17 protein-coding genes and 1 pseudogene are annotated in these 22,750 nt (G+C 57.9%); 9 read left to right on the top strand and 9 right to left on the bottom strand.

What is annotated here, in order from left to right; all coding sequences use genetic code 11:
* Positions 1-7: 7 nt before the first annotated feature.
* From H663_RS29455 to H663_RS29465, 3 genes and pseudogenes are all read right to left on the bottom strand, one after another.
* Positions 8-924, bottom strand: a pseudogene (locus H663_RS29455) (branched-chain amino acid ABC transporter permease).
* Between the two features lie 13 nt (positions 925-937).
* Complete coding sequence (locus H663_RS29460) at positions 938-1,720, bottom strand: ABC transporter ATP-binding protein (protein ID WP_053168941.1); 783 nt, start codon at positions 1,718-1,720, stop codon at positions 938-940.
* Between the two features lie 79 nt (positions 1,721-1,799).
* Positions 1,800-3,746 (bottom strand): AMP-dependent synthetase/ligase, encoded by a 1,947-nt coding sequence (locus H663_RS29465; protein WP_053168943.1) that lies wholly within the window; start codon positions 3,744-3,746, stop codon positions 1,800-1,802.
* A gap of 154 nt (positions 3,747-3,900) precedes the next feature.
* Between H663_RS29465 and H663_RS29470 the strand changes: the two genes are divergently transcribed.
* The 6 genes from H663_RS29470 (at position 3,901) to H663_RS29495 (ending at position 13,004) form a co-directional block, all read left to right on the top strand.
* Positions 3,901-4,611 carry a Crp/Fnr family transcriptional regulator gene (locus H663_RS29470; protein WP_053168944.1) on the top strand — a complete coding sequence of 237 codons (711 nt, stop codon included), beginning with the start codon at positions 3,901-3,903 and terminating at the stop codon, positions 4,609-4,611.
* 187 nt (positions 4,612-4,798) lie between these two features.
* Positions 4,799-5,707, top strand: coding sequence for a pseudouridine synthase (locus H663_RS29475; protein ID WP_053168946.1), 909 nt, complete (start codon positions 4,799-4,801; stop codon positions 5,705-5,707).
* Positions 5,708-5,829: 122 nt separating this feature from the next.
* Positions 5,830-6,855: an ABC transporter substrate-binding protein gene (locus H663_RS29480; protein WP_053168948.1), complete on the top strand. Its 1,026-nt coding sequence runs from the start codon at positions 5,830-5,832 to the stop codon at positions 6,853-6,855.
* A 200-nt stretch (positions 6,856-7,055) separates the two neighbouring features.
* Positions 7,056-10,022, top strand: coding sequence for a class I SAM-dependent DNA methyltransferase (locus H663_RS29485; RefSeq protein WP_053168949.1), 2,967 nt, complete (start codon positions 7,056-7,058; stop codon positions 10,020-10,022).
* Positions 10,000-11,742 (top strand): hypothetical protein, encoded by a 1,743-nt coding sequence (locus H663_RS29490; protein WP_053168951.1) that lies wholly within the window; start codon positions 10,000-10,002, stop codon positions 11,740-11,742. The genes H663_RS29485 and H663_RS29490 overlap by 23 nt, the downstream gene beginning before the upstream one ends.
* On the top strand, positions 11,742-13,004 hold the full coding sequence (locus H663_RS29495; RefSeq protein ID WP_053168954.1) for a hypothetical protein: 1,263 nt from the start codon (positions 11,742-11,744) through the stop codon (positions 13,002-13,004). Before H663_RS29490 ends, H663_RS29495 begins: the two co-directional genes overlap by 1 nt.
* 176 nt (positions 13,005-13,180) lie before the next feature.
* Here H663_RS29495 and H663_RS29500 read toward each other — a convergent pair whose 3' ends face one another.
* Together H663_RS29500 and parS are read right to left on the bottom strand one after the other, a co-directional pair.
* Positions 13,181-13,633 carry an RES family NAD+ phosphorylase gene (locus H663_RS29500; protein ID WP_240620473.1) on the bottom strand — a complete coding sequence of 151 codons (453 nt, stop codon included), beginning with the start codon at positions 13,631-13,633 and terminating at the stop codon, positions 13,181-13,183.
* 59 nt (positions 13,634-13,692) lie between these two features.
* Entirely contained in the window at positions 13,693-14,082 is a 390-nt protein-coding gene (gene parS, locus H663_RS29505; RefSeq protein WP_165803890.1) for a type II RES/Xre toxin-antitoxin system antitoxin, read from the bottom strand.
* 261 nt (positions 14,083-14,343) lie between these two features.
* Between parS and htpG the strand changes: the two genes are divergently transcribed.
* Together htpG and H663_RS29515 are read left to right on the top strand one after the other, a co-directional pair.
* Positions 14,344-16,311 carry a molecular chaperone HtpG gene (gene htpG, locus H663_RS29510; protein WP_053168962.1) on the top strand — a complete coding sequence of 656 codons (1,968 nt, stop codon included), beginning with the start codon at positions 14,344-14,346 and terminating at the stop codon, positions 16,309-16,311.
* Between the two features lie 254 nt (positions 16,312-16,565).
* Positions 16,566-16,754 carry a hypothetical protein gene (locus H663_RS29515; RefSeq protein WP_053168964.1) on the top strand — a complete coding sequence of 63 codons (189 nt, stop codon included), beginning with the start codon at positions 16,566-16,568 and terminating at the stop codon, positions 16,752-16,754.
* A 325-nt stretch (positions 16,755-17,079) separates the two neighbouring features.
* Here the strand turns inward: H663_RS29515 and H663_RS29520 are convergent, their stop codons facing one another.
* Both H663_RS29520 and H663_RS29525 read right to left on the bottom strand, forming a co-directional pair.
* Positions 17,080-17,961 carry a DMT family transporter gene (locus tag H663_RS29520; protein ID WP_053169397.1) on the bottom strand — a complete coding sequence of 294 codons (882 nt, stop codon included), beginning with the start codon at positions 17,959-17,961 and terminating at the stop codon, positions 17,080-17,082.
* A 481-nt stretch (positions 17,962-18,442) separates the two neighbouring features.
* A complete protein-coding gene (locus H663_RS29525) occupies positions 18,443-19,021 on the bottom strand; it encodes an HD domain-containing protein (protein ID WP_053168966.1) in 579 nt (192 codons plus the stop codon).
* A 220-nt stretch (positions 19,022-19,241) separates the two neighbouring features.
* Here H663_RS29525 and H663_RS29530 point away from each other — a divergent pair, with 220 nt between their 5' ends.
* Positions 19,242-20,474, top strand: coding sequence for an MFS transporter (locus tag H663_RS29530; RefSeq protein ID WP_053168968.1), 1,233 nt, complete (start codon positions 19,242-19,244; stop codon positions 20,472-20,474).
* A gap of 31 nt (positions 20,475-20,505) precedes the next feature.
* Here the strand turns inward: H663_RS29530 and H663_RS29535 are convergent, their stop codons facing one another.
* Together H663_RS29535 and H663_RS29540 are read right to left on the bottom strand one after the other, a co-directional pair.
* Positions 20,506-21,444, bottom strand: a complete 939-nt coding sequence (locus H663_RS29535) for a 1-phosphofructokinase family hexose kinase (RefSeq protein WP_053168970.1) — start codon at positions 21,442-21,444, stop codon at positions 20,506-20,508.
* A 229-nt stretch (positions 21,445-21,673) separates the two neighbouring features.
* Entirely contained in the window at positions 21,674-22,741 is a 1,068-nt protein-coding gene (locus H663_RS29540) for an ABC transporter ATP-binding protein (protein ID WP_053168972.1), read from the bottom strand.
* Positions 22,742-22,750: the final 9 nt, after the last annotated feature.

A 22,750-nucleotide genomic window follows, 5' to 3' on the forward strand; every position in this document is an offset into this window, starting at 1 on the left:
TCTCTCCTTACACGCGGTCGATGATTTTTTCGCCGAACAGGCCTTGCGGACGGAACAGCAAGAACACCAAAGCCAGCACATACGCAAACCAGATTTCGATGCCGCCGCCCACATAGGGACCGAGGTACACCTCGGACAGCTTCTCGCCCACACCGATGATCAGGCCGCCAATGATGGCCCCGGGTACCGAGGTCAGGCCACCCAAAATGATCACCGGCAAAGCACGCAAAGCCACCGTGGTCAGCGAGAACTGCACACCCATCTTGGAGCCCCAGATGATGCCGGCCACCAGCGCGGTCAAGCCCGCCACAAACCAGACAATCACCCAGATGCGGTTGAGGGGAATACCGATCGACTGCGCCGCTTGGTGGTCATCGGCCACCGCACGCAGGGCACGGCCGGTGCCGGTTTTCTGGAAGAACAGCGACAAGACCACCACCAGCAAAGCCGCGATGCAAGCCGCGTACACATCCTCGAGGTTGACCAGCACGCCACCAGGGAAAACCGAGTCGAACAGGAACACCGGGTCTTTGGGCATGCCCACGTCAATCTTGTAGATGTCGCTGCCAAAAATCGTCTGGCCCAAACCATCCAAAAAGTAGGTGATGCCCAGCGTGGCCATGAGCAAGGTCACGCCTTCCTGGTTGACCAGATGGCGCAGCACCAAGCGCTCGATCAGCCAGGCCAACACAAACATGATGGCGGCGGCCAACACAAAAGCGATCAGGTTGCCCAGGAACTTGTCTTCAATGCCCAGCCAGCCGGGCACCCATTCCGAAAAACGTGCCATCGCCAACGCCGCGAACAAGACCATCGCGCCTTGCGCGAAGTTGAACACGCCCGAGGCCTTGAAGATCAGCACACCAGCGCATAGAGCATGCCCGCCATCAGGCCACCCAAAAGAGCTTCCAGGAAAAATGCCATTTTTTTGTTCTCCTCAGTGACTGGTGCCCAGATAGGCACTGATCACTTCTTCGTTGTTGCGCACTTCTTCGGGGGTCCCGTCGCCGATTTTTTTGCCGTAATCGAGCACCACCACGCGGTCCGAGATGTCCATCACCACGCCCATGTCATGCTCGATCAGCACGATGGTGGAGCCGAACTCGTCGTTCACATCCAGAATGAAGCGGCACATGTCCTGCTTTTCTTCCATGTTCATGCCGGCCATGGGCTCGTCAAGCAGCAGCACCTGGGGCTCCATGGCCAGGGCGCGGCCCAGGTCCACCCGCTTTTGCAAACCGTAGGGCAGCTGCCCCACCGGGGTTTTGCGAAAGGCCTGAATCTCCAGAAAGTCGATGATGTGTTCGACGAACTCACGGTGCTGCTCTTCCTCGCGCTGGGCGGGGCCGATGCGCAGCGCCTGCATGAACAGATTGCTCTTGATGCGCAGGTTGCGGCCCGTCATGATGTTGTCGATCACGCTCATGCCCTTGAACAAGGCCAGGTTCTGGAAGGTGCGGGCAATGCCCATCTCGGCCACCTGGCGGCTGTTCATGTGCGCGAACTTTTGACCACGGAAGGTGATGCTGCCCTCTTGGGGCGTGTACACGCCGTTGATGCAGTTGAGCATCGAACTTTTGCCGGCACCGTTGGGGCCGATGATGGCGCGCACTTCGTGCTCGCGCACATTGAACGAGATGTCGGTCAGCGCCTTCACGCCACCGAATCGCAAACTGATGTTGTTGACGTCCAGAATGACGTCGCCGATTTTCTTGGTCATTTGACCCCCACGCTTGTCATTTCATGTACTGCGCTGCCCCCCAAGGGGGCCTTCGCAACTTGGAGCGGTCCGGCCTTGCTCATGCTGCTGCCTTCACGGGTGTGAATGTTTTGGCGTCGGACATCTTGAGCGTGGCGCTCACGCTGCCGGTGCGGCCGTCTTCGAACTTGACCACCGTCTCGATGAACTGCTCGGATTTACCTTCGTACAGGCCATCGACCAGGGGTTTGTATTTCTCGGCAATGAAGCCGCGACGGACCTTGTTGGTGCGGGTCAATTCACCGTCGTCGGCATCCAGTTCTTTGTGCAAGACCAGGAATCGACTGACCTGGCTGCCCGCCAGCAAGGTGTCTTCGGCCAGATCGGCGTTGACCTTTTCCACGCATTCTTTGATCAGTTGGTACACCTCGGGCTTTTGCGCCAGATCGGTGTAACCGGCATAAGGCAGGTTGCGGCGCTCGGCCCAGTTGCCCACGGCATCGAAGTCGATGTTGATCATCACGCACACCTTTTCGCGCTGGTCGCCATAGGCCACCACCTCTTTGATGTGCGGGAAGAACTTGAGTTTGTTTTCAACGTACTTGGGCGCGAACATCGCACCGTCGTTGGCACCGCCCTGGATGCGTCCCACATCTTTGACGCGGTCGATGATCTTCAGGTGGCCATGCGAATCGATGAAGCCCGCATCGCTGGTGTGGTACCAGCCGTCTGGCGTGAGCACTTCGGCTGTGGCTTCAGGGTTCTTGTAATAGCCTTTGAGCAAGCCTGGAGACTTGACCAGAATTTCACCGTTCTCGGCGACCTTGATCTCCACACCTTTGCAGGGCACCCCCACGGTGTCGGCTCGTGCTTCGTTGTCGGGCTGCAGACACACGAACACGGCGGTTTCGGTCGAGCCGTACAACTGCTTGATGTTCACCCCGATCGAGCGGTAGAAGGTGAACAAGTCGGGGCCAATGGCCTCACCCGCGGTGTAGGCCACACGCACGCGGCTGAAACCCATGTTGTTGCGCAAGGGGCCGTACACCACGAGATTGCCCAAGGCATATTGCAGGCGATCAAACAAGCCCACACTGCGCCCGTCCATCAAAGCGGGGCCCACTTTTTTGGCCACCGCCATGAAATGGTGGAACATCTTGCGCTTGAAACTGCCCGCATCTTCCATGCGGATCATCACACTGGTCAGCATGCCCTCGAACACACGGGGTGGCGCGAAGTAATAAGTGGGGCCAATCTCTTTGAGGTCGATGGTCACCGTGGCCGAAGACTCAGGGCAATTGACCACATAGCCACACACCAGCCACTGCGCGTAGCTGAAGATGTTCTGGCCAATCCAGGCGGGCGGCATGTAGGCCAACACATCTTCAGCGTTGCTCAACTTGTCAAACTCGGCACCCGCTTCGGCGCGGTCGATCAAGGAGCTGTGCGTGTGCACCACGCCCTTGGGGTTGCCCGTGGTGCCCGAGGTGAAGAACATCGCCGCCACATCGGTGTAGGACGCTTTTTCAACTTCTTCTTTGAAGAACTGGGGGTGCTGCTGCGCAAACACGCCGCCAGCAGCCATCAGCTCTTCGAGCGAGCCCAAGCCGTCTTCGGTGTACTTGCGCAAGCCGCGTGGATCGTCGTAATAAATGTGCGTCAGCTGCGGGCATTGCTCACGCACTTCCAGCATCTTGTCGACCTGCTCCTGGTCTTCCACCACGGCAAAACGCACTTCGGCGTTGGTGATGGGGAACACGCATTCGGCAGCGGCCGCGTCCTGGTACAGCGGCACGGGAATCGCACCCAGCGACTGGGCGGCCAGCATGGTGGCGTACAAGCGCGGGCGGTTGGCACCCACCACAATCAGGTGCTCGCCGCGCTGCAAACCCGCTTGGTGCAGACCGCAGGCGATGGACTCGACCATGTGCGCCAAGGCAGCCCAGCTGGTGGCCTGCCAAATGCCATATTCCTTCTCGCGCAGTGCGGGCGCTGTGGGGCGCTCGGCAGCGTGCTTGAGCATCAAACGGGGAAACGTTGTTTGCATGACCTGACCTGTCTCCAAAAACGGTGCATTGAATGCAATGCGACTGAACTTGGGCGGATACTAGGCATTCATTTGACGTCAAGTTGTCGTTTGAACGACAATTCAGGGAAGACCCCTAGCACAACTGACCCGAGTCTGACGGCTTGTTGACCAAATGCTTACAAACCCCACCGTTCACCAGCGCAGACGCGCGCCCACTGCTGCTGAGCAGCAGGATATTCCCTGGTTGAGCTTGCTCACAGCGCAAGAGCGCACAGAAATCGTGCCGCAACTGGTGGTGAGCGATCCCCATCCGGGCGATTACGTGTGCCGTGTGGGGCGTCCGGTCACCTACTGGTTTGGCGTCATATCCGGCCTGCTCAAGATGAGCAGCGACAACGAAAGCGGCCAGAACATGACCTTCACCGGCATACCGCCGGGCGGCTGGTTTGGCGAGGGCACAGCGCTCAAGCGGGAGATCTACCGCTACAACATCCAGGCTCTGCGCGCCAGTGTGGTGGCGGGCTTGCCGGTGGACACCTTTCACTGGCTGATCGACCACTCGCTGGGCTTTAACCGCTTCATCATGAACCAGCTCAACGAGCGTCTGGGCCAGTTCATTGCCGCCCGCGAGTTGGACCGCATCAACAATCCCGAGCTGCGCCTGGCCCGCCACCTCGCTTCGCTGTTCAACCCGGTGTTGTTTTCCGGCGTGGGCGAAGTGCTGCGCATCACCCAACAAGAGCTGGCCTATCTGGTGGGACTGTCGCGCCAGCGCGTGAACGAAGCACTGCGCGTTCTCGAAGCCCGACAGCTCATTCGGGTGGAGTACGGCGGCCTGCGGATTCTGGATTTACAAGGCCTTCGTACTGCGCAGTTCATGTGAAACGCTTGCGCCTCACCAACCCTGCGCACTGCCGAGTTTTTTGCAGGTCGGTAGCTTCAGCTCCGACGAATGCACGCGGCCCACGACCATACGTCGGGGCTGAAGCCACCAACCTGCCTATCCCACTGAAACGCCAAGGCGCAAAAACAACGGACAATCGGTCAACTTCTTTTTGCCCACCTACCCCATGACCCAGCCCCCGGCATTCAAACGCGCCCCCCGCCCCGAAGGCAAAGGCGAAACGGCCGCGCCCAGCGGCACCTCGCGCCTGAACAAACGCATGGCCGAACTGCGCATGTGCTCGCGCCGCGAGGCCGACGCCTGGATCGAGCAAGGCTGGGTTTTGGTCAATGGCCTGCCCGCCAGCATGGGCCAGCAGGTCACGCTGTCCGACCGCATCACCATCGACAAAGCCGCCGAGCAACAGCAAGACCGCCAAGTCACCATCTTGCTGCACAAGCCCATGGGCTATGTGAGCGGCCAAGCCGAAGACGGGCACGAACCGGCCATCACCCTGATCAACCCGCGCAGCCACTGGGGCGGCGACCCGTCCAAGCTGCGCTTCACCCCGCCTCACTTGCGGGGTCTCGCCCCAGCTGGACGCCTGGACATCGACTCCACCGGCTTGCTGGTACTGACACAAGACGGCCGCATAGCCCGTCAATTGATCGGTGAAGACTCCGAGATGGAAAAGGAGTATTTGGTGCGCGTGGCCTACACCGGCCACGAAAACACCGCCGCCGCCACCGCCGCATCGGCCACCTATGGCGGCAAAGCCAATCAGCTCACGACCATTGGCGACTTCGACCGCGTGAGTGCCAACGTGCAAGCTGTGTTCCCCAAGGCGCTGCTCGAGCGCCTGCGCCACGGCCTGAGCCTTGACGGCAAACCCCTCAAACCCGCCAAAGTGGACTGGCAAAACCCCGAGCAGCTGCGCTTTGTTCTGACCGAAGGCAAGAAGCGCCAAATCCGCCGCATGTGCGAACAAGTCGGCCTGAAAGTGGTGGGCCTCAAACGCATCCGCATGGGCGGCGTGCAGTTGGGGCAAATGCCGGCGGGGACTTGGCGGTATTTGGGGCCGAACGAAGCGTTCTGATGGTGCTTGGATTCATGATCCAGCAAGCCATGTCGGAGCTGAAGCTGCCGACCTACAAAATACCCCGTAGGTCGGTGGCTTCAGCCCCGACAAAGCACACCGACACAAATTGGAGACGCGCAATGACCCTGAAGTTCACAGCCGCCTTGTTCACCGCCGCCGCTCTTTACGTCGGCACCGCCTCTGCCCAAACCAGCAGCCTCAACGCGATTTGCAGCACCGACCAAAGCTGGTGCGAAATGGCCGCCAAGGAATTCACCAAAGCCACCGGCATCAACGTCAACCAGACCCGCAAAGCCACCGGTGAAGCGCTGGCGCAAATCCGCGCCGAAGCGGCCAACCCCAAGACCGACATCTGGTGGGGCGGCACCGGTGACCCGTTTTTGCAAGCTGCCGAAATCGGTCTGCTGGCGCCCTACCGCCCCGACTACCTGAACGACCTGCACGGCTGGAGCGTGCGCCAATACGCCATGACACAAAACATGGTGGGCGGTTTCTACACCAGCGCCATTGGCTTTGGCTGGAACACCGAACTGCTCAAGAAAAAGAAACTGCCTGCGCCCCAATGCTGGTCCGACGTGATCAAGCCCATCTACAAAGGCGAGGTCGAAATCTCACACCCCGCCTCCAGCGGCACGGCCTACACCATTCTGGCGGGGCTGGTGCAGATGATGGGCGAAGACGCGGCTTTTGAGTACATGAAAGCCCTGCACAAAAACGTGACCCAATACACCCGAAGCGGCACCGCCCAAGCGCCCAATGTGGCCAAGGGCGAAGTGGCTGTGGGCATCAGCTTCATCTTTGGTTTTGACGGCTGGCGGCACAACAAATACCCGGTGGCCACCGTGGCCCCCTGCGAAGGCACCAGCTACGAAATCGGCGGCATCGCCTTGGTCAAAGGTGCCCGCAACGCAGCCAACGCCAAACGCTATTACGACTGGCTCATGAGCCCCGCCGGCCAAAGCATCGGCGCCAAGGCCAACAGCCTGCAAAGCCCAGCCAACAAAACCTTCAAGCCCGACCCACGCATCCCGTCCATGGACAAGGTGCGCTTGATCAAATACGACTTTGAAAAGTACGGCAAATCGGCCGAGCGCCGCCGACTGTTGGAGCGGTGGAACAAGGAAGTTGGGGCGTTGTCAAAGTAAAAATGACATACAGAACACGGGGAAGCACATTCGTGCCTCATATTTGTCGCTTCCGGCCGCATAACACGCACCCAATAAATGCATTCCAATGATTCATTTTGAATTTACTTTTTAGATTTTAAGTATCAACAAAAGTATGATTCGGGCTTTGCCGCCCGGGTCTTGAGCGCAAGGACTCTGGCACCAACCAGCCAGAGACCATGACGCCCGAACAATTTATCCAGACTTGGCACAAAAAAAACCTCAACGAAGAACAAGGTGCACAAGCCCATTTTGAAGACCTGTGCACCCTGTTGGGCGTGCCAAAGCCCCGCGACTTAGGCCATTACTGCTACGAGCGAAAAGGTGCTTTAGCCGAAGGCCGCACCGGCTACGCCGACGTCTGGAAAGACCGCCACTTTGGCTGGGAAAACAAAGCGCCCGGCGAAAACCTGAATAAAGCCCTGGACCAACTCAAGCGCTACGCCAGCGCCTTGCACAACCCACCTTTGCTGGTGGTCTGTGACCGTGAACGCATCGAAATTCACACCAACTTTCAGAACTACCCCACCGAGGTTCACCGCATTGGCCTGCTGGACATCGGCACACCCGAAAACCTGCAAAAACTCAAATGGGTGTTCACCGACCCTGACAAGCTCAAGCCCCTCAAATCATCTGCCGCCATCACCGAAAGCGCAGCGGCCAAGTTTGGCGCGATTGCAAAAGCCATGCGAGCAGGCGAGACAGACCGCAACAAGGTGGCTCACTTTTTGGTGCAATGCGTGTTCTGCATGTTTGCCGAAGACGAAAACCTGTTGCCATCGGGTGCATTCACCAGCCTTCTTTCAAAAGTCACCCAAGACCCCGACCGGGCAGCAAGTCGATTGGCTGCACTGTTCAAGACCATGCAATCGGGCGGCGACTACGGGGACATTCCTGTCGAATGGTTCAACGGTGGCCTGTTCAAACACATCGACATTCCTACCCTGACGCAAAACAACCTTCAACAACTGCACAGCACCGCTGCTGAATACGACTGGCGCGCCATCGACCCCACGATTTTTGGCACCTTGTTTGAAAACGGACTGGAATCAGACGAGCGCTCGCAACTGGGGGCCAATTACACCGACACAGAAACCATCCAGAAAATCATCACGCCACTGATCAACGAGCCCCTGCTGGCCGAGTGGGCGCAGGTCAAAGCCCAAATCATCGAGCACAAAAAAACCACCAAGAGCAAAGGCAAAAAGGCCAGCCAAGAAGTCAAAGCGATCTATGAAGCTTTCCAGCTGCGCCTGAGCCAATTCCGCGTGCTGGACCCTGCTTGTGGATCGGGAAATTTTCTGTACCTTGCACTCAAAGCACTACGCGACGTGGAGCGCTTCGTCAGCATCGAAGCGCAAGAACTGGGGCTAGCTGCCGAGTTGGTCATGCAAACCGGGCCACACAACATTTTGGGCATCGAGATCAACGCCTTTGCCGCCGAACTGGCCCGCGTGACGGTCTGGATTGGCGACATCCAATGGTGCCAACGCAACGGCGAACCCTTGTCGAGCCGCCCGATCCTCAAACCCCTGGACAGCATCGAACACCGCGACGCCCTGCTCACCCCCGAAGGCCAAGAAGCCGAGTGGCCGCAGGCCGATGTGATTGTGGGCAACCCGCCGTTTTTGGGGGGCAGTAAAAAACGTGGCGAATTGGGCAGCGATTACTTTGATGCTTTGGCCAAGGCCTACTCCAAAGACAGGGTGCCACCCGGTGCCGATCTGGTTTGCTATTGGTTTGACAAGGCCCGGATAGCCATTACAAATGGTCGGTTGAAATGCGCCGGTCTGGTGGCCACCAACTCCATCCGTGGTGGTGCAAACCGGACGGTGCTGGACGCCATTACACGGGACACACATATTTTTACCGCGTGGAGCGACGAGCCTTGGGTCAATGCGGGTGCGGCAGTCAGGGTGTCGTTGATTTGCTTTGGTGAATCAACACAAGCGCCATTGTTAAATGGCAGCTTGGTGGGTCGTATCCATCCAGACCTCACAGCTGGGGAGAACGGCAATGCGGACAATGACTTAACCCTTGCAAAGGTACTGAGCTCATCCCAAGGAACCTGTTTTATGGGGTCTTCCAAAAAAGGCCCCTTTGACATCGATGGTGATATGGCTCGTGAGTGGCTTTTGGAACCAAACCCCAACTGCAAATCTAACGCCCTCGTTGTTCGCCCACTTTGCAATGGATTGGACATCACCAGACGCTGGGGCGACCGATGGGTCGTTGATTTTGGCACCAGCATCCCTCTGTCTGAGGCCGCGATGTTTGAGGCACCTTTCACATTTGTAAACGCACACGTCCGACCATTACGTGAAAAAAATAACCGAGATTCTTATCGGAAGTTTTGGTGGCGTCATGCAGAAGCACGACCAGGCATGCGCAAGGCCCTGTCCACCGCGTTTCGATACATAGTCACTGTCGCGGTAGCAAAACATCGAACTTTTATTTGGATGAATGCAACCGTTTTGCCTGACCAAGCAACTTTAGCCATCGCCCGTGAGGACGATTCGACTTTCGGCATACTGCACAGCCGATTCCATGAGCTGTGGTCCCTTCGAATGTGCACATTTTTGGGCGTTGGCAACGACCCACGCTACACACCCACCACCTGCTTTGAAACCTTCCCCTTCCCCGACAAGCTGACCCCGGCTGACACCTCGCACCAGCAAACAGAATCGGTCGACGGTGTGCTCATCCCCGCTCAACTGACAGACACAGCATCGAACAAGGCCCGCAGCATCGCTGTCAACATCGCCAAGTCTGCCGCCCACTTGGTGAAAACACGAGACAACTGGCTGAACCCGCCCGATTGGGTTGAATGGATGCAAAGCCCGGAAGAAGCCGCAGCCGGTTTCCCCAAACGTGCAGTGGCCAAACCAGGCCACGAAGCCGAACTCAAAAAGAAGACACTCACCAACCTCTACAACGCCCGCCCCGCTTGGCTGTCCATGGCCCATGAAGCCATCGACAAAGCCGTGGCCACCGCCTATGGATGGACCGACTACACGCCCGCCATGTCGGACGACGAAATCCTCAAGCGCTTGCTGGCCCTGAACCTGATTCGCGCAACAACAAGCGCGGCTGAAACATCCGCGTATGACAAGGAGACTGACGATGACACCAACCAAGGTGATTGACCTGTTCCCACTGATGCGCTGCTTGCCAATGTGTGATTTGGAGGCGTCGATTCTGGGCTTTGTATCTGGATGGCACGAGCCCAACGCAACGACAAAGTACACCCAGCCCAACATCTGCTGGATGGAGCCACCGGCGGGTGTCCGACGCCCCCATGTAGACCCGGTCAAGGCCACCACCATCTTGCTGCGCCATCAAGGGAAAGAGCGAGACAAAGCACTGGCCCTGGCACAGGCCCATTACGCTGCATTGCGCCCAGCTTTGCAGGTCATTGAGCGCATTCGTTATCTGGATGAATTTGAGCCCGATTCACCCGAACACATTCCGGGTGACCGTTGGCTGGACCACCTTCAGGCACAGGATTGTGTATCCGATGACGTAATCCGCTTTCTGAGGAAAACACTGGATGCCTGTACTGAATTAACCGCATATGAGCATCCAGATTTCCCCGGTCGCAGATTGTCCTTGTCTGAACTGCCCGAGCAGCCACCGGCCACCAGCTTGATTCAGTTTCAGCCCGGTTGCCCTTGGGGTGCTGATTACTGTGATCTGGAGGAAATTACCGAGGGCGCAGCCACAGCGAACTGGCTGAAATGGCGTGCTGACCAGCAACCCATTGCCGCAGCCATTGAAGCACGATGGGGGCAGGCGCCCATGTACTTGGCCGACATGGATGATCCACTCGATGATGATCTGTTTCATCGATTTTTGGTTTTGCACTGGTGCTGCACCTGCAAACCCGATGCCTTGTATGTCCAGTTTTTGCTAGAGGCCAGCGGCGCACCCTCACTGATCGGACTGAAAGCGGCTTTGTTGGACCCTGAAAACTATGCGCACCCCTTTACGCTGGACGGCACCCACCGACAAATGTCCCCACGGGCCGGTCGTTTCAGGTTCACACCGTCCGATCAAAAAACACCTTATGTGACCATCGCGTTTGAAGATGCCTCCTGCTGGCCCTTGGTTCAGGACTTGCTCAGGCAGCAGGTGGATGCTGATGTCTTGTTGATTGACGTCGACAAGCTGCTTCAGTATGAACAACTCAAGCCCTTTGAGCGTTATGCGCGCAATCTTGTCCAACACCTTGGATGGCGCGAATGCTTGGACACGCCCGTGGAAACACTGGCGCGCACGGATGAACTGCATGTGCTGGCCGCAACGCATGACCAGCGGGAGAGCTTGGGCGTTTCCGAGGGCTTGACCTTGTTGCTGGCGCTCGCCCACATTTTTCAGACAGAAACCGTCTTCCACACAAGTCGCGGGATTTTGATGAACTTCACGGACTTGCCAAGCTTCAAGTCGGCAAGCAAAAAGGCTGAACAAATGCTGCTTGAAGTAGAAGCACATTTGCCCTTGATGGACGAAATCCATGTGTGGTGCGACTTTTATGCCTCTGGACTGTGGGACAAGCGCGGTGCAATGCTCAGCTACGACATTGAGACATTGCCATGGGATTTGATTCGCCGTTTGTCAGCTTGGCAGTGGGAACACGACTGCACCATTGATCCGCCACAGCACATGGGCAGCGATGCCTGGTGGGACAACAACTTCGCGCAAAGCTGCGCAATCGCACGCGAGGTGCAAGACGCCGTCGGCCCACAAGTGCAGGTGATGGTTCATGGGGTCGGTGGTCCTGTGTGGATTGGCGATGTACCGTTGCAGCCGAGGCCAGAGGACACAAGCTCTCCAATTGGAAAGGCCAATTCTGAAGGGGAAAATTGATGACGGACCACACACAAAATTTGATGCGGCAACTCCTTGCCAAGAATGCGCAAGCCATCGTGCAGCGACTGCTGGATGAATGTGTGAACCTGTCCAAGACACATCCACCCGTTCAGCTTGAACGATCCATGTGTGAAAGGCATTGGGAAGAGATCAAAGTCATTGCGCACCATTGGGGTGGACCAGCACCTTTTGCCTACGACGAAGTCGAACGCGCCCTCGTGGGTTTTTTCATAGAGCGCCTGCACAGATTGCCAGCCCACGAGCAAGCGACACTTTGCATGGGGCTCATCGGCGTTGACGACTTACCCGAGAGTGCGCTGGAAAAAGCGTCTGGTAATTTTGAACTCGATGGTTTGCGAATTGAACAGATCCTGAATGTCTTACTGGAAGACTTGATGTCATTTGTTGACAGTGGTCGTGCCCCCGAGGACTATGAGTCGAGTGAAGCGGAAGAGTTCAGCAGTCAAGTTGCGTACATGACGCCACGCCTGAAATACTTTCGCCGCGCTCACCAAGCATTGGCTCAAAGTCATGCTTTTGACATCCGGCAGCGCTTGGTTGCCGAGCTGAAGGCCGAAGCCAAAAACACACCAGCTTTTGATATCGCAGATGAGGGCTGTCGTTCACATTGGGATGAAATTTGCGTCATGGCCTACATGGGTGGAGACCACATTTTGTATTCGATGTTGGAAGCCACACTCGACAGGTCTGCCTTTTATGCCATCAAGGCCTTGCCCGCAACTGAACAATACGCACTTTGGGCAGAGAGCCGCTGGGGTGAAGACTGGGTTGACAATTGCGATTGGGATCACTTTCCAACTGACATTTATACAGACAGCGATGGCTTGATTGAAGCGGCCGAAAATGTGCGTTCAAGACTCCTCTCATCCGCATCCAAAGAGACTTTCTTTCACGATGAATATGGCGTGCAATCTGACTACAGCGAAGATGATGACCTTGACATGCTGCAGGCGGTGGTGGACGGCAAACATCCTCAAATGTTTGAACCCGTCTTGCCCGAACTGATGAAAGAAGCCTATCTTCGTCACACTGACGATGATGCAATCACCTCGCTTTTCAAAAAAGCAGTTGAGGCTTACACCCAAGCCATATTGGCAGTGACGGCTCAAATACCCAGCGAAATTTTCAGCAGCGTTGGTTTGCCAGAAACGCCTAAAAGCGATGTGCAAGCCTTGCAAGGCATTGCCCGTAACGCGCAATCGAAAGAGTACCGAGACCGCTCAGACAGGACCTATTGATTCGGCCCTGTGAAGTTTTCAATGCGCAAAGCTGTTGTAGGTCGGCGGTCGAAGACCCCGACATGGGCCTGTGCCGAAACCAATAACGTCGGACTCTGCGAGTGCCGACCTACGAGATGACATATCTCACGCATTTAAAACTTCAGCGTGCCGGATCAATAGGAGGGCACATCAGCTTAAAGCGCTTGGTTCAAGCGCCCATCTAGCCCAAACGCCTCGTCGCGTACGCACTCGATGTGCGCTTTGGCACTGGCCACGTCGATGATCAGATTCCACGAGTGGGGGCTGACCACGCTGGGGATCAGGACAAAGGGGTGCTGGTTCAGCAAATCAGCGCCAAATTTCTGCATGCCTGCGCTGACCGCGCCCGGTCTGAGCCAATTCGGGTTGGGCACCGCTTGGGGTTGAACGATGTGCACTTGGGCTGGCGTCAATATGGCCAGCTCCAACATGCGGTAGGGCACAGCATCCAGCACCTCAAAACCCGCGTGCACCGCGACCTCCAAAATTGTGGTGGCTGGGTCCAGTGAGGTGTAGATCACCGGGCGACCCTTGGGGCTCCAGCGGCCGCCAACGCGCTCGGCGCCAATGCCCTGAGCCCAACTGGCTGCGTGGGCAGCGCGCTCCAAGCGCCATACAGTCAGTGGTTGTTGCTTGCCCTGTTTTGCCAAAACTGCGGGCAGTGGCGTCACGCGTAAACCCCGTATTCAATGCGGGTCAGCAAATCCTTGATGGCTTCAATGCCGGGTGCGCTGGTCAGCAAATCGAGCGGTCTTTCGCCGTCCAGCGCCAAAGACTTTTGCGACATCCACTTTTCTGCCGCCTCACGCGAGCCCAACACACGCGTCGCCAAATCTGTCACCTCCATCAAGGCGATGGCCACGTTGGAGTGTTGTGGGTTCAGGCGATCATCTTGTTTGCGCTGCAAAGTGCGCCCGCTGATGCCCATGGAATGGAGAAGATCGTGGCTCGATATGCAGGTAAATGACTCCAGCACCCCGACAAAATCCTTGGACTCCACGCCCTCCATGACATGCCGATGACGGGCAATGGGATTGTCGGAAACATACTTGATCACGCACCCACCCCAAAGCTTCTCTGACCGGACAGACGCTTTCATGGCGCGTGCGCTTAGCGCTCCCTTGGATGACGTGATGTTGATCTGCATGAGATTCCTTTTCGACATGTGTCACAATATTAAACGACAACTGTCAAGGCTGCAAGACGCTTATCCATGACCGTTCTTTTCCATAAATTGACCCTCTTGAACCATCGGCACTTGCCCCAAATTAAGAATGGTTTTGGTCTTCCGTTTTCCTTTAAACCTTTTTGAACCGCTATGAGCAAACAAACCCATGCCTTCCAGGCCGAAGTCGCGCAACTGCTGCACCTGGTCACCCACTCGCTGTATTCCAACCAAGAGATTTTTCTGCGCGAGCTGATCTCCAACGCCTCGGACGCCTGCGACAAGCTGCGCTTTGAAGCGCTCAACAACACCGCTTTGTACGAAGACGCGCCCGAGTTGCAAGTGCGTTTGTCTTTCGACAAAGCCGCCAAGACGCTCCACATCACTGACAACGGCATCGGCATGACGGCGCAAGAAGCCATTGACCACCTGGGCACGATTGCCAAGAGCGGCACCAAAGACTTCGTGAGCAAGCTGAGCGGCGACCAAAAGTCGGACGCGCAGCTGATCGGCCAGTTTGGTGTGGGCTTTTACTCAGGCTTCATCGTGGCCGACAAGATCACCGTTGAAACCCGCCGTGCAGGCGCGGCAGCAGCCGAAGGCGTGCGCTGGATCAGCGGCGGCACGGGCGACTTTGAGGTCGAGACCATCACCCGCAACGAGCGCGGCACCAGCGTGATCTTGCACCTGCGCGAAGAGGCGTTGGAATATGCCAACACCTGGAAGCTCAAGGAAATCGTCGGCAAATACTCCGACCACATCAGCCTGCCCATCTTGATGGAAAAGGAAGAGTGGAAAGACGGCGAGCTGATCGACCCGAGCAACGAAGAAGCGGGCCGCCAACCCGGCGGCATGGTCAAGACCGGCGAGTGGGAAACCATCAACAAAGCCAGCGCCTTGTGGACCCGCCCCAAGAAAGACATCAGCGACGAGCAGTACGCTGATTTTTACAAACAGATCAGCCGCGACTTTGAAGCCCCGCTGACCTGGACGCACAACCGCGTGGAAGGCAGCACCGAATACACCCAGCTGCTCTACATCCCGTCCAAAGCCCCGCAAGACCTGTGGAACCGCGACAAGAAAGCCGGCATCAAGCTGTATGTGAAGCGCGTGTTCATCATGGACGAAGCCGAAGCGCTGATGCCCAGCTACCTGCGCTTTGTGAAAGGCGTGGTGGACTCGGCCGACCTGCCGCTGAACGTGAGCCGCGAGCTGCTGCAAGAAAGCCGCGATGTCAAAGCCATCCGCGAAGGCTGCACCAAACGCGTGTTGTCGATGCTGGAAGATTTGGCCAAACACGACAAAGCCCCAGAAGCCTCTGCAGAAGTCACTGACGTTCTGAGTGAAGAAGACAAAGCCAAGCTCGGCCAGTACTCCAAGTTCTACGCCGAGTTCGGTGCGGTGCTCAAAGAAGGCTTGGGCGAAGACTTTGGCAACCAAGCGCGTTTGTCCAAGTTGCTGCGTTTTGCCTCATCGACACACGACACCGTGAGCGTGAGCTTTGCCGACTACAAAGCCCGCATGAAAGAAGGCCAGGACGCCATCTACTACATCACCGCAGACACCCTGGCAGCAGCAAAGAACAGCCCGCAGCTCGAAGTCTTCAAGAAAAAAGGCATCGAAGTCTTGCTGATGACCGACCGCGTGGACGAGTGGGCGCTGAACTTTGTGCACGAGTTCGACGGCACCCCGCTGCAAAGCGTGGCCAAAGGCGCGTTTGACCTGGGCAAGCTGCAAGACGAAGAAGAAAAGAAAGCGGCAGAAGACGCGGCCGAAACCTTCAAGCCCGTGCTGGCCAAGCTCAAAGAAGCGCTCAAAGACAAAGCCGAAGACGTGCGCGTGACCAGCCGCCTGGTGGACAGCCCCGCCTGCCTGGTGGTGACCGACGACGGCATGAGCATGCAACTGGCCCGCATGCTCAAACAAGCCGGGCAAAGCGCTCCTGAAGTCAAGCCCGTGCTAGAAGTCAACCCCGAGCACGCACTGGTCAAAAAACTCGACGGCTCAGTCCACTTCCACGACCTGGCCCACATCCTGTTTGACCAGGCCCTGCTGGCCGAAGGCGGCTTGCCGGCAGACCCAGCGGCTTATGTGAAGCGGGTGAATGCGCTGCTGAGCTGATCAACAGTTGACCAAACAAAAAAGCCCCGCCGGACTTGCGTCTGGCGGGGCTTTTTTGACTCCAATGCTCAGCAAACCCTTTGCTGGCTTGGGTTCTTACAAATCGAAGTTTCAAACTTAGATTTGTAAAAAATGTGCCCGCGCACTGAGAAAAGCACTCTTGAGCAACTGAACGCGGGTCGTCACTCAGCCCCTTACTTTTGGCGAAACCATGCGGGACACGAAGTCGATGTGTTGATCAAAACGCCCAAGGCTTGCAAGCGCTCGAAATCAAGTCGGGCAGCACCTTTGCCAGCGACTGGACTGACGGACTCAAGAAATGGCAAAAGTTTGCAGGCAACGAAAGCATCCAGCCATCACTGGTGTATGGCGGAGCCACCTCCTATGAGCGAGAGGGTGTGCACGTTTGGGGCTGGAAGGACATCGGGAAGATTGCGCGGTAAAGGGGCTGATTCCCACTTCCTCATCGCAAGAGTGCTTAGACGCCGCCATTCAATAGGCATCCGTCAAGCGGCCTGTCTGAGGGGCCACAAAATTCTGGGTTAGAACTTTCTGCAGGGCCAATTCATCATTGATTTGGCCTTGTAAAGTTTTCAATGCCCCAAGCTGTTGTAGGTCGGCGGTCGAAGACTCCGACATGGGCCTGTGTCGATACCAATAACGTCGGACTCTGCGAGTACCGACATACGAGATGACATGCCGCACACATTTCGAACTTCAGCGTGCCGGATCAATATTGTTGTCGGTTCTCTCATCAGCATTAATACGCTACCGCTTTGCTAACCATACGAAGGGATTGAAGCCTGTCACCAAAGCCGACGCGAGAAGAATAAGCCCAACGCCGGGGATCAATCCCCATGAGAGCGGTTCTCCAAGGAATATTGCGCCCCAAGCAACGCCAAACATGGGGATCAAAAAGGCGGAAGAGGTAGCTGCACTTGCAGGAATTTCGCGCATGAGACGCATGCTGATCCAGTACATGAAACCGGACGTGAACGTCCCAAGGAGGAGCAATGCAACCATCGCATCGGCTCCCACCTGGGTTGTTGGCATGGTCACCGTTGCAGCAGGTAGCAAGACCAGTGCACCAGCCAAGTGCACCGCTGCCGATGCGGGAAGCGGCTGATGTGTCATTGTTGCTCGCTTCATCAAGATAGCGCCGAATCCAAAACATGCCGCAGCCGCAATACAGGCCAGTACCGCCAACACTACGGCTCCATTCATCGCTACTGGGCCAAGACCAACCAGCAGCGCCACGCCAGCCAAACCAGCGATGCAACCGATGATCTTGCTCTCGGTCAAACGTTCGTCTGAGAACATGGTTCCTGCGAGAACTCCGAACAGCGGCGCCGTGGCATTGAGAACCGCCGAATATCCGGCCGGCAGTACAAGTCCTGCCCAGTTGTGCAGAACAAATGGCCCCACAACCGTCGACACACTGAGCACGATGAGTGATGCCCAATGCGGGCGCGCGGGCCAAGCTTGACGCGTTATCCGCATGAGAATCCCGAGTACAAGAGCCGCCAAGGCGCAGCGAAGGCAGGCCATGACGATGGGACCGTATTCAGGGGCTGCAACGCGAATCAGCGGAAACGAAGCACCCCAGACCGCGGACAAGAGAACCAGCTGAGAAAAATGGCGTGCATTCATGAACCTCATTGTCCGCCGTTGCGGGAGATGCGTATGTATCCAAAACACCGATGAGCTGACTGCGATTGCTTCAAGGCCTGCGCCGACCCAAGTAACGTCGGAGCTAAAGCTACCGACCTACGGGGTGACGGTGAAAAACATCTCTAAGGGCGTTCCCCACAACCCAGTTGCAGAACAGTAGTGGCACATCATGCTGATTAAGAAAAAGTCTACGCTGGATACGGGCGGTACGGTGACCGACAAAACGCGTTCGTTTGCAGATCAGCTTCGTCCAACATGACGGCTCTGTCAACGTGGGTGAAGGCTGATCCTTCGCTCGATGAAAACGACCAACGGCAAGCCATGCATGTGCGGGTTGCCGTAAGACCCTGCGGCTTATGTGAAGTGGGTGAATGCGCTGCTGAGCTGAACCGCGCACACCGAAATTAAAAGGGGCGGCACCTGTCGGGTGCTGCCCCTTTTTTCTTTGCTGCTCTGAAAGTCAGGCCTTTAAGGCCTCCTTGTAGACCGAATTCACCGGCTGGGCCATCACCTTGCGCAGCAGGGGCTCAAAGGTTTCGATGGGCAGTGTGTCGTAGCTTGAATCAAATGCCGGATCGTCGTAGAGCGCAATGAACTCTTCGGTGCGGGCGTAGTGCGGGTGGGCTTTGAACATGTCGCGCATGTGGCGGTCCATGCCGATGTGGTGAAAGAAGTTGTAGCCCTGAAAAATGCCGTGGTTTTGCACCATCCACAAATTGGCGTCGGACACAAAGGGCTTGAGGATAGCGGCGGCAATGTCGGGGTGGTTGAAGGTGCCCAGCGTATCCCCGATGTCGTGCAGCAAAGCACACACCACGTATTCATCATCACGCCCGTCGCGCAAGGCCCGGGTCGCAGTTTGCAGGCAGTGGGTGTAGCGGTCCACCGGAAAACCACCGTAGTCGCCATCGAGCAGCTTCAAGTGCGCCATCACGCGGTCGGGCAGCGACTTGGTGAATTGCATGAACTCCCCGGCAATCAGGGCCCAGTCTTGCTGTGTGCTGTCTTGCATGCGAACAAATTGGGCACGGTCGTTCATGGGCACTCCTGAATTTTGAAGACACCAGCGTACAGGCTCGAATGCCTGCGAACTGTCCAATAGATGACTGCCCACCCAAGAGAAGACACCACTGAACACTCGTGAATTCATGCTCACCGGCCTGTAGCGAACACAGACAAGGGCCGAGCCATGCCGCGCAGCTCATTCGCCAGTAACCCAAAAGACAAGCGGACCTCATTCCATCGGCTAAATTGCCTCGATGAACACCCTACCCGCCGACCCCGCCCTCATCGATTCCCGCCAAGCCGCCTGGCGATTGCTCGTCACGCTGGGGCTGGTGGTGCTGGGCAACAGCAGCATGTACATCGTCTCGGTGGTGCTGCCGCAGGTGCAGGCCGAATTTGGGGTGGGCCGGGCCGATGCGTCGCTGCCTTACACGCTGATGATGATCAGTTTGGGTCTGGGCGGTTTGCTCACGGGCCGCATGGCCGACCGGCATGGGCTGATGCCTGTGCTCTGGGTGGGTGCGCTGGCGGTGTGCGGCGGTTTTGTGTGGGCGGGCATGTCGGGCAGCATCTGGGCTTTTGGCCTGGCGCATGCGCTGATGGGTTTTGTGGGCAGTTCGTCCACCTTTGCGCCCTTGATGGCCGACACGGCCTTGTGGTGGAACCGCCGCCGGGGCATTGCGGTGGCCATTTGCGCCAGTGGCAATTACATCGCGGGCACGATCTGGCCGCCGCTGGTGCAGCATGGCGTGGAGACCATCGGCTGGCGTCAGACCTACATTCTGCTGGGCATCTTTTGCGGGGTGGGCATGTTTTTGTTGGCCCTGCGCATGCGCCAACGCCCACCGCTGGTGACGCTGACACCAGCCAACGCCGCTGCGCCGGTGCTGGACCGCAGCCGCCCCTTTGGCCTCAAGCCTGCGCATGCACAAGGCTTGTTGTGCGTGGCGGGTGTGGCGTGTTGTGTGGCCATGTCCATGCCGCAGGTGCACATCGTGGCCTATTGCACCGACCTGGGATTTGGCGCGGCACGCGGGGCCGAGATGCTCTCGCTCATGTTGGCCAGTGGCATCGTCAGCCGCCTGGTGTTTGGCATGATCAGCGACCGCATTGGCGGCATCCGCACCTTGCTGCTGGGCTCCATGTTGCAGGGCGTGGCGCTGCTGATGTTTTTGCCTTTTGACGGCATGGTGCCGCTGTACATCGTCTCGGCCATGTTCGGGCTGTTCCAGGGCGGCATCGTGCCGGCCTACGCGATCATCATCCGCGAACACTTTGACCCCAAAGAAGCCGGTGCCCGGGTGGGCGCTGTCATCATGGCCACGCTGCTGGGCATGGCCTTGGGGGGCTGGATGTCGGGCTGGGTGTTTGACCTGACGGGCAGTTACCACGCGGCGTTTTTGAATGGCATTGCGTGGAACTTGCTCAACCTGTGCATTGCCGGGTGGCTGTTTTGGCGGGTGCGGCAGAACGCCCTTGCCCGCTGAACGCGTTCATCGTGGGTGCTGCGGCAACCGTTCAGCAGGTCTTGATGCGGACTTGCTCGCGCAGGCGGGCCACGTCGTGCGGCTGACACAGCGCAGTGCCGGACGACATCACCGTGGCGGCACCTGCAGCCATTGCCGTGGCCAGTGCCTGACGCAAGTCACCCTGCTGATCGAGCGCCCAGACCAGCGCGGCCAGAAAACTGTCGCCAGCGCCGACACTGCTGCGCAGCGGCACCGACAGTGCGGCGGCATGCAGACATTGGTCTGCCGTGACCAGCATCGCGCCCTGGCTGCCCAAGGACAAGGCGACGATTTGGGCTTGGCCGCATTCGATGAGCCGACGCGCAGCCTGCCGCTGCTGGTCAGGCGTCGTCAACTCTTCATGCGACAGTTGCGCCAACTCACGCAAGCTGGGCTTGACCAGCCACACCCCTTGCGCCAAAGCTGAGGCCAACGCCGCCCCGGAACTGTCGACCACCATGCGTGCGCCCACATCCTTGGCCACACGCGCAATCTGCGCATGGCCATCGGCAGGCACCCCCAATGGCAAGCTGCCACTGGCCACCACCCAAGCAGCGCTTGAGGACAGGCGCCGCAGACAAGCCAGTCCGTCTGCCCATTCGGCACCGCTGAGCGTGGGGCCTGGCAGTACAAAGCGGTATTCACGGCCGCTTTCACGTTCATGCACGTTCCAGCTCTCGCGGGTCTCGCCCGCGATCGTCCAGCACTGATCGGGCACGCCCTCTGCATTGAGCAAACCCTGCAAGCGCTCACCCGTGGCACCCCCTGCGGGATAGAGTGCCTGCACCTGCGCACCCAGCCTGTGCAGCACCCGCGCCACATTGATACCGCCACCGCCCGGATGCACCTGCGGCGCATCACAACGCAGCTTGTGCGCGTCCACCAGTTTGTCCACCGAGGTGGACACATCCAGTGCGGGGTTGGGCGTGACGGTGACAAAACGTGGCATGGGGTGATCGGTGCGGCGTGTTCAAGCGGCCAACATAAGCGATGCGTGTTGGATGATACGGCGCACACGCCCGGCAGACGTGAAGCATTTCACACGCTTGCAACGGCCAAATGACGAGATCGGGAATGACGACGTCGAGCCTTGAGGGTGAACATCATGAAAGATCGTCACACACACCGGACTTAGGCGCCCCCAACAGGTCAGCCCAAAAACAGGTGTCAGATCCAAGTCAGCCGACTCGGTCCCCAGTCCCGCGATCAAACAAATGCGATTGATCGGCCTGCCATTGCAGGTGCACAACCTCACCCACATGGGCTTGCAAGACACCGGGCACGCGGGCCGTGAGCTTGCCTGCTGGTGTGTCCACCGTGGCATAGGTTTCGGGGCCGGTGGGCTCGATCATGCTGAGCGTGCCGGGCAAGCCTGTACCCGCAAAGCTGATGCTTTCGGGGCGCAGGCCATAAACCAGTTCGGCACTGCCGTGCGCATGCACCGCGGCGCGTTGTGCGTCGGTGATCGCCAGTTCCACGCCGTGGGCCGTGAGGGACTGACCCGTCTTCAAGGTGTCAACCATGTTCATGGCCGGTGAGCCGATGAACTCGGCCACAAAGCGGTTGGCCGGGCGGTTGTAAATTTCGCTGGGCGTGCCGAACTGCTGCACCAGACCGTCTTTCATCACCGCAATGCGGTCGCCCAGGGTCATGGCTTCGACCTGGTCGTGCGTCACATACACCGTGGTGGTTTTCGTGCGTTGATGCAGCAGCTTGATTTCGGCGCGCATTTCCACGCGCAGCTTGGCGTCCAGATTGGACAGCGGCTCGTCAAACAAAAACAGCTTGGGGTCACGCGCCAAAGCACGTCCCATGGCCACGCGCTGACGCTGCCCGCCCGAGAGTTGACCGGGCTTGCGGTCCAGCAGGTGGCCAATTTGCAGCATGGCCGACACGCGGTCCACCGCCGCTTTGCGCTCGGCCTTGGGCACCTTGCGGATCTCCAGCCCAAAGGCGATGTTTTGCGCCACGGTCATGTTGGGGTAGAGCGCGTAGCTTTGGAACACCATGGCGATGTCGCGGTCCTTGCTGGGCAGGTGGGTCACCTCGCGCTCGCCGATGTGGATGCTGCCGCTGGTGGGGTGGTCCAGCCCGGCGATCATCGACAACAGCGTCGATTTGCCGCAGCCGGATGGGCCGACCAGGATCAAAAATTCTCCAGCGTCGATCTCCAGATCAATGCCCTTGAGGATGTGGACCGTGTCGTTGTAGGTCTTGTGGATGTTGCGAATGGCGAGTGCGCCCATGATATTTTT

The organism is Limnohabitans planktonicus II-D5, assembly GCF_001270065.2.
GTDB lineage: Bacteria > Pseudomonadota > Gammaproteobacteria > Burkholderiales > Burkholderiaceae_C > Limnohabitans_A > Limnohabitans_A planktonicus.

What these genes read in the sequence shown, in the direction of transcription:
- H663_RS29460 (WP_053168941.1), bottom strand. Translation starts at nt 1,720, where the DNA reads ATGACCAAGAAAATCGGCGACGTCATTCTGGACGTCAACAACATCAGT.
- H663_RS29465 (WP_053168943.1), bottom strand. Translation starts at nt 3,746, where the DNA reads ATGCAAACAACGTTTCCCCGTTTGATGCTCAAGCACGCTGCCGAGCGC.
- H663_RS29470 (WP_053168944.1), top strand. Translation starts at nt 3,901, where the DNA reads ATGCTTACAAACCCCACCGTTCACCAGCGCAGACGCGCGCCCACTGCT.
- H663_RS29475 (WP_053168946.1), top strand. Translation starts at nt 4,799, where the DNA reads ATGACCCAGCCCCCGGCATTCAAACGCGCCCCCCGCCCCGAAGGCAAA.
- H663_RS29480 (WP_053168948.1), top strand. Translation starts at nt 5,830, where the DNA reads ATGACCCTGAAGTTCACAGCCGCCTTGTTCACCGCCGCCGCTCTTTAC.
- H663_RS29485 (WP_053168949.1), top strand. Translation starts at nt 7,056, where the DNA reads ATGACGCCCGAACAATTTATCCAGACTTGGCACAAAAAAAACCTCAAC.
- H663_RS29490 (WP_053168951.1), top strand. Translation starts at nt 10,000, where the DNA reads ATGACACCAACCAAGGTGATTGACCTGTTCCCACTGATGCGCTGCTTG.
- H663_RS29495 (WP_053168954.1), top strand. Translation starts at nt 11,742, where the DNA reads ATGACGGACCACACACAAAATTTGATGCGGCAACTCCTTGCCAAGAAT.
- htpG (WP_053168962.1), top strand. Translation starts at nt 14,344, where the DNA reads ATGAGCAAACAAACCCATGCCTTCCAGGCCGAAGTCGCGCAACTGCTG.
- H663_RS29520 (WP_053169397.1), bottom strand. Translation starts at nt 17,961, where the DNA reads ATGAATGCACGCCATTTTTCTCAGCTGGTTCTCTTGTCCGCGGTCTGG.
- H663_RS29525 (WP_053168966.1), bottom strand. Translation starts at nt 19,021, where the DNA reads ATGAACGACCGTGCCCAATTTGTTCGCATGCAAGACAGCACACAGCAA.
- H663_RS29530 (WP_053168968.1), top strand. Translation starts at nt 19,242, where the DNA reads ATGAACACCCTACCCGCCGACCCCGCCCTCATCGATTCCCGCCAAGCC.
- H663_RS29535 (WP_053168970.1), bottom strand. Translation starts at nt 21,444, where the DNA reads ATGCCACGTTTTGTCACCGTCACGCCCAACCCCGCACTGGATGTGTCC.
- H663_RS29540 (WP_053168972.1), bottom strand. Translation starts at nt 22,741, where the DNA reads ATGGGCGCACTCGCCATTCGCAACATCCACAAGACCTACAACGACACG.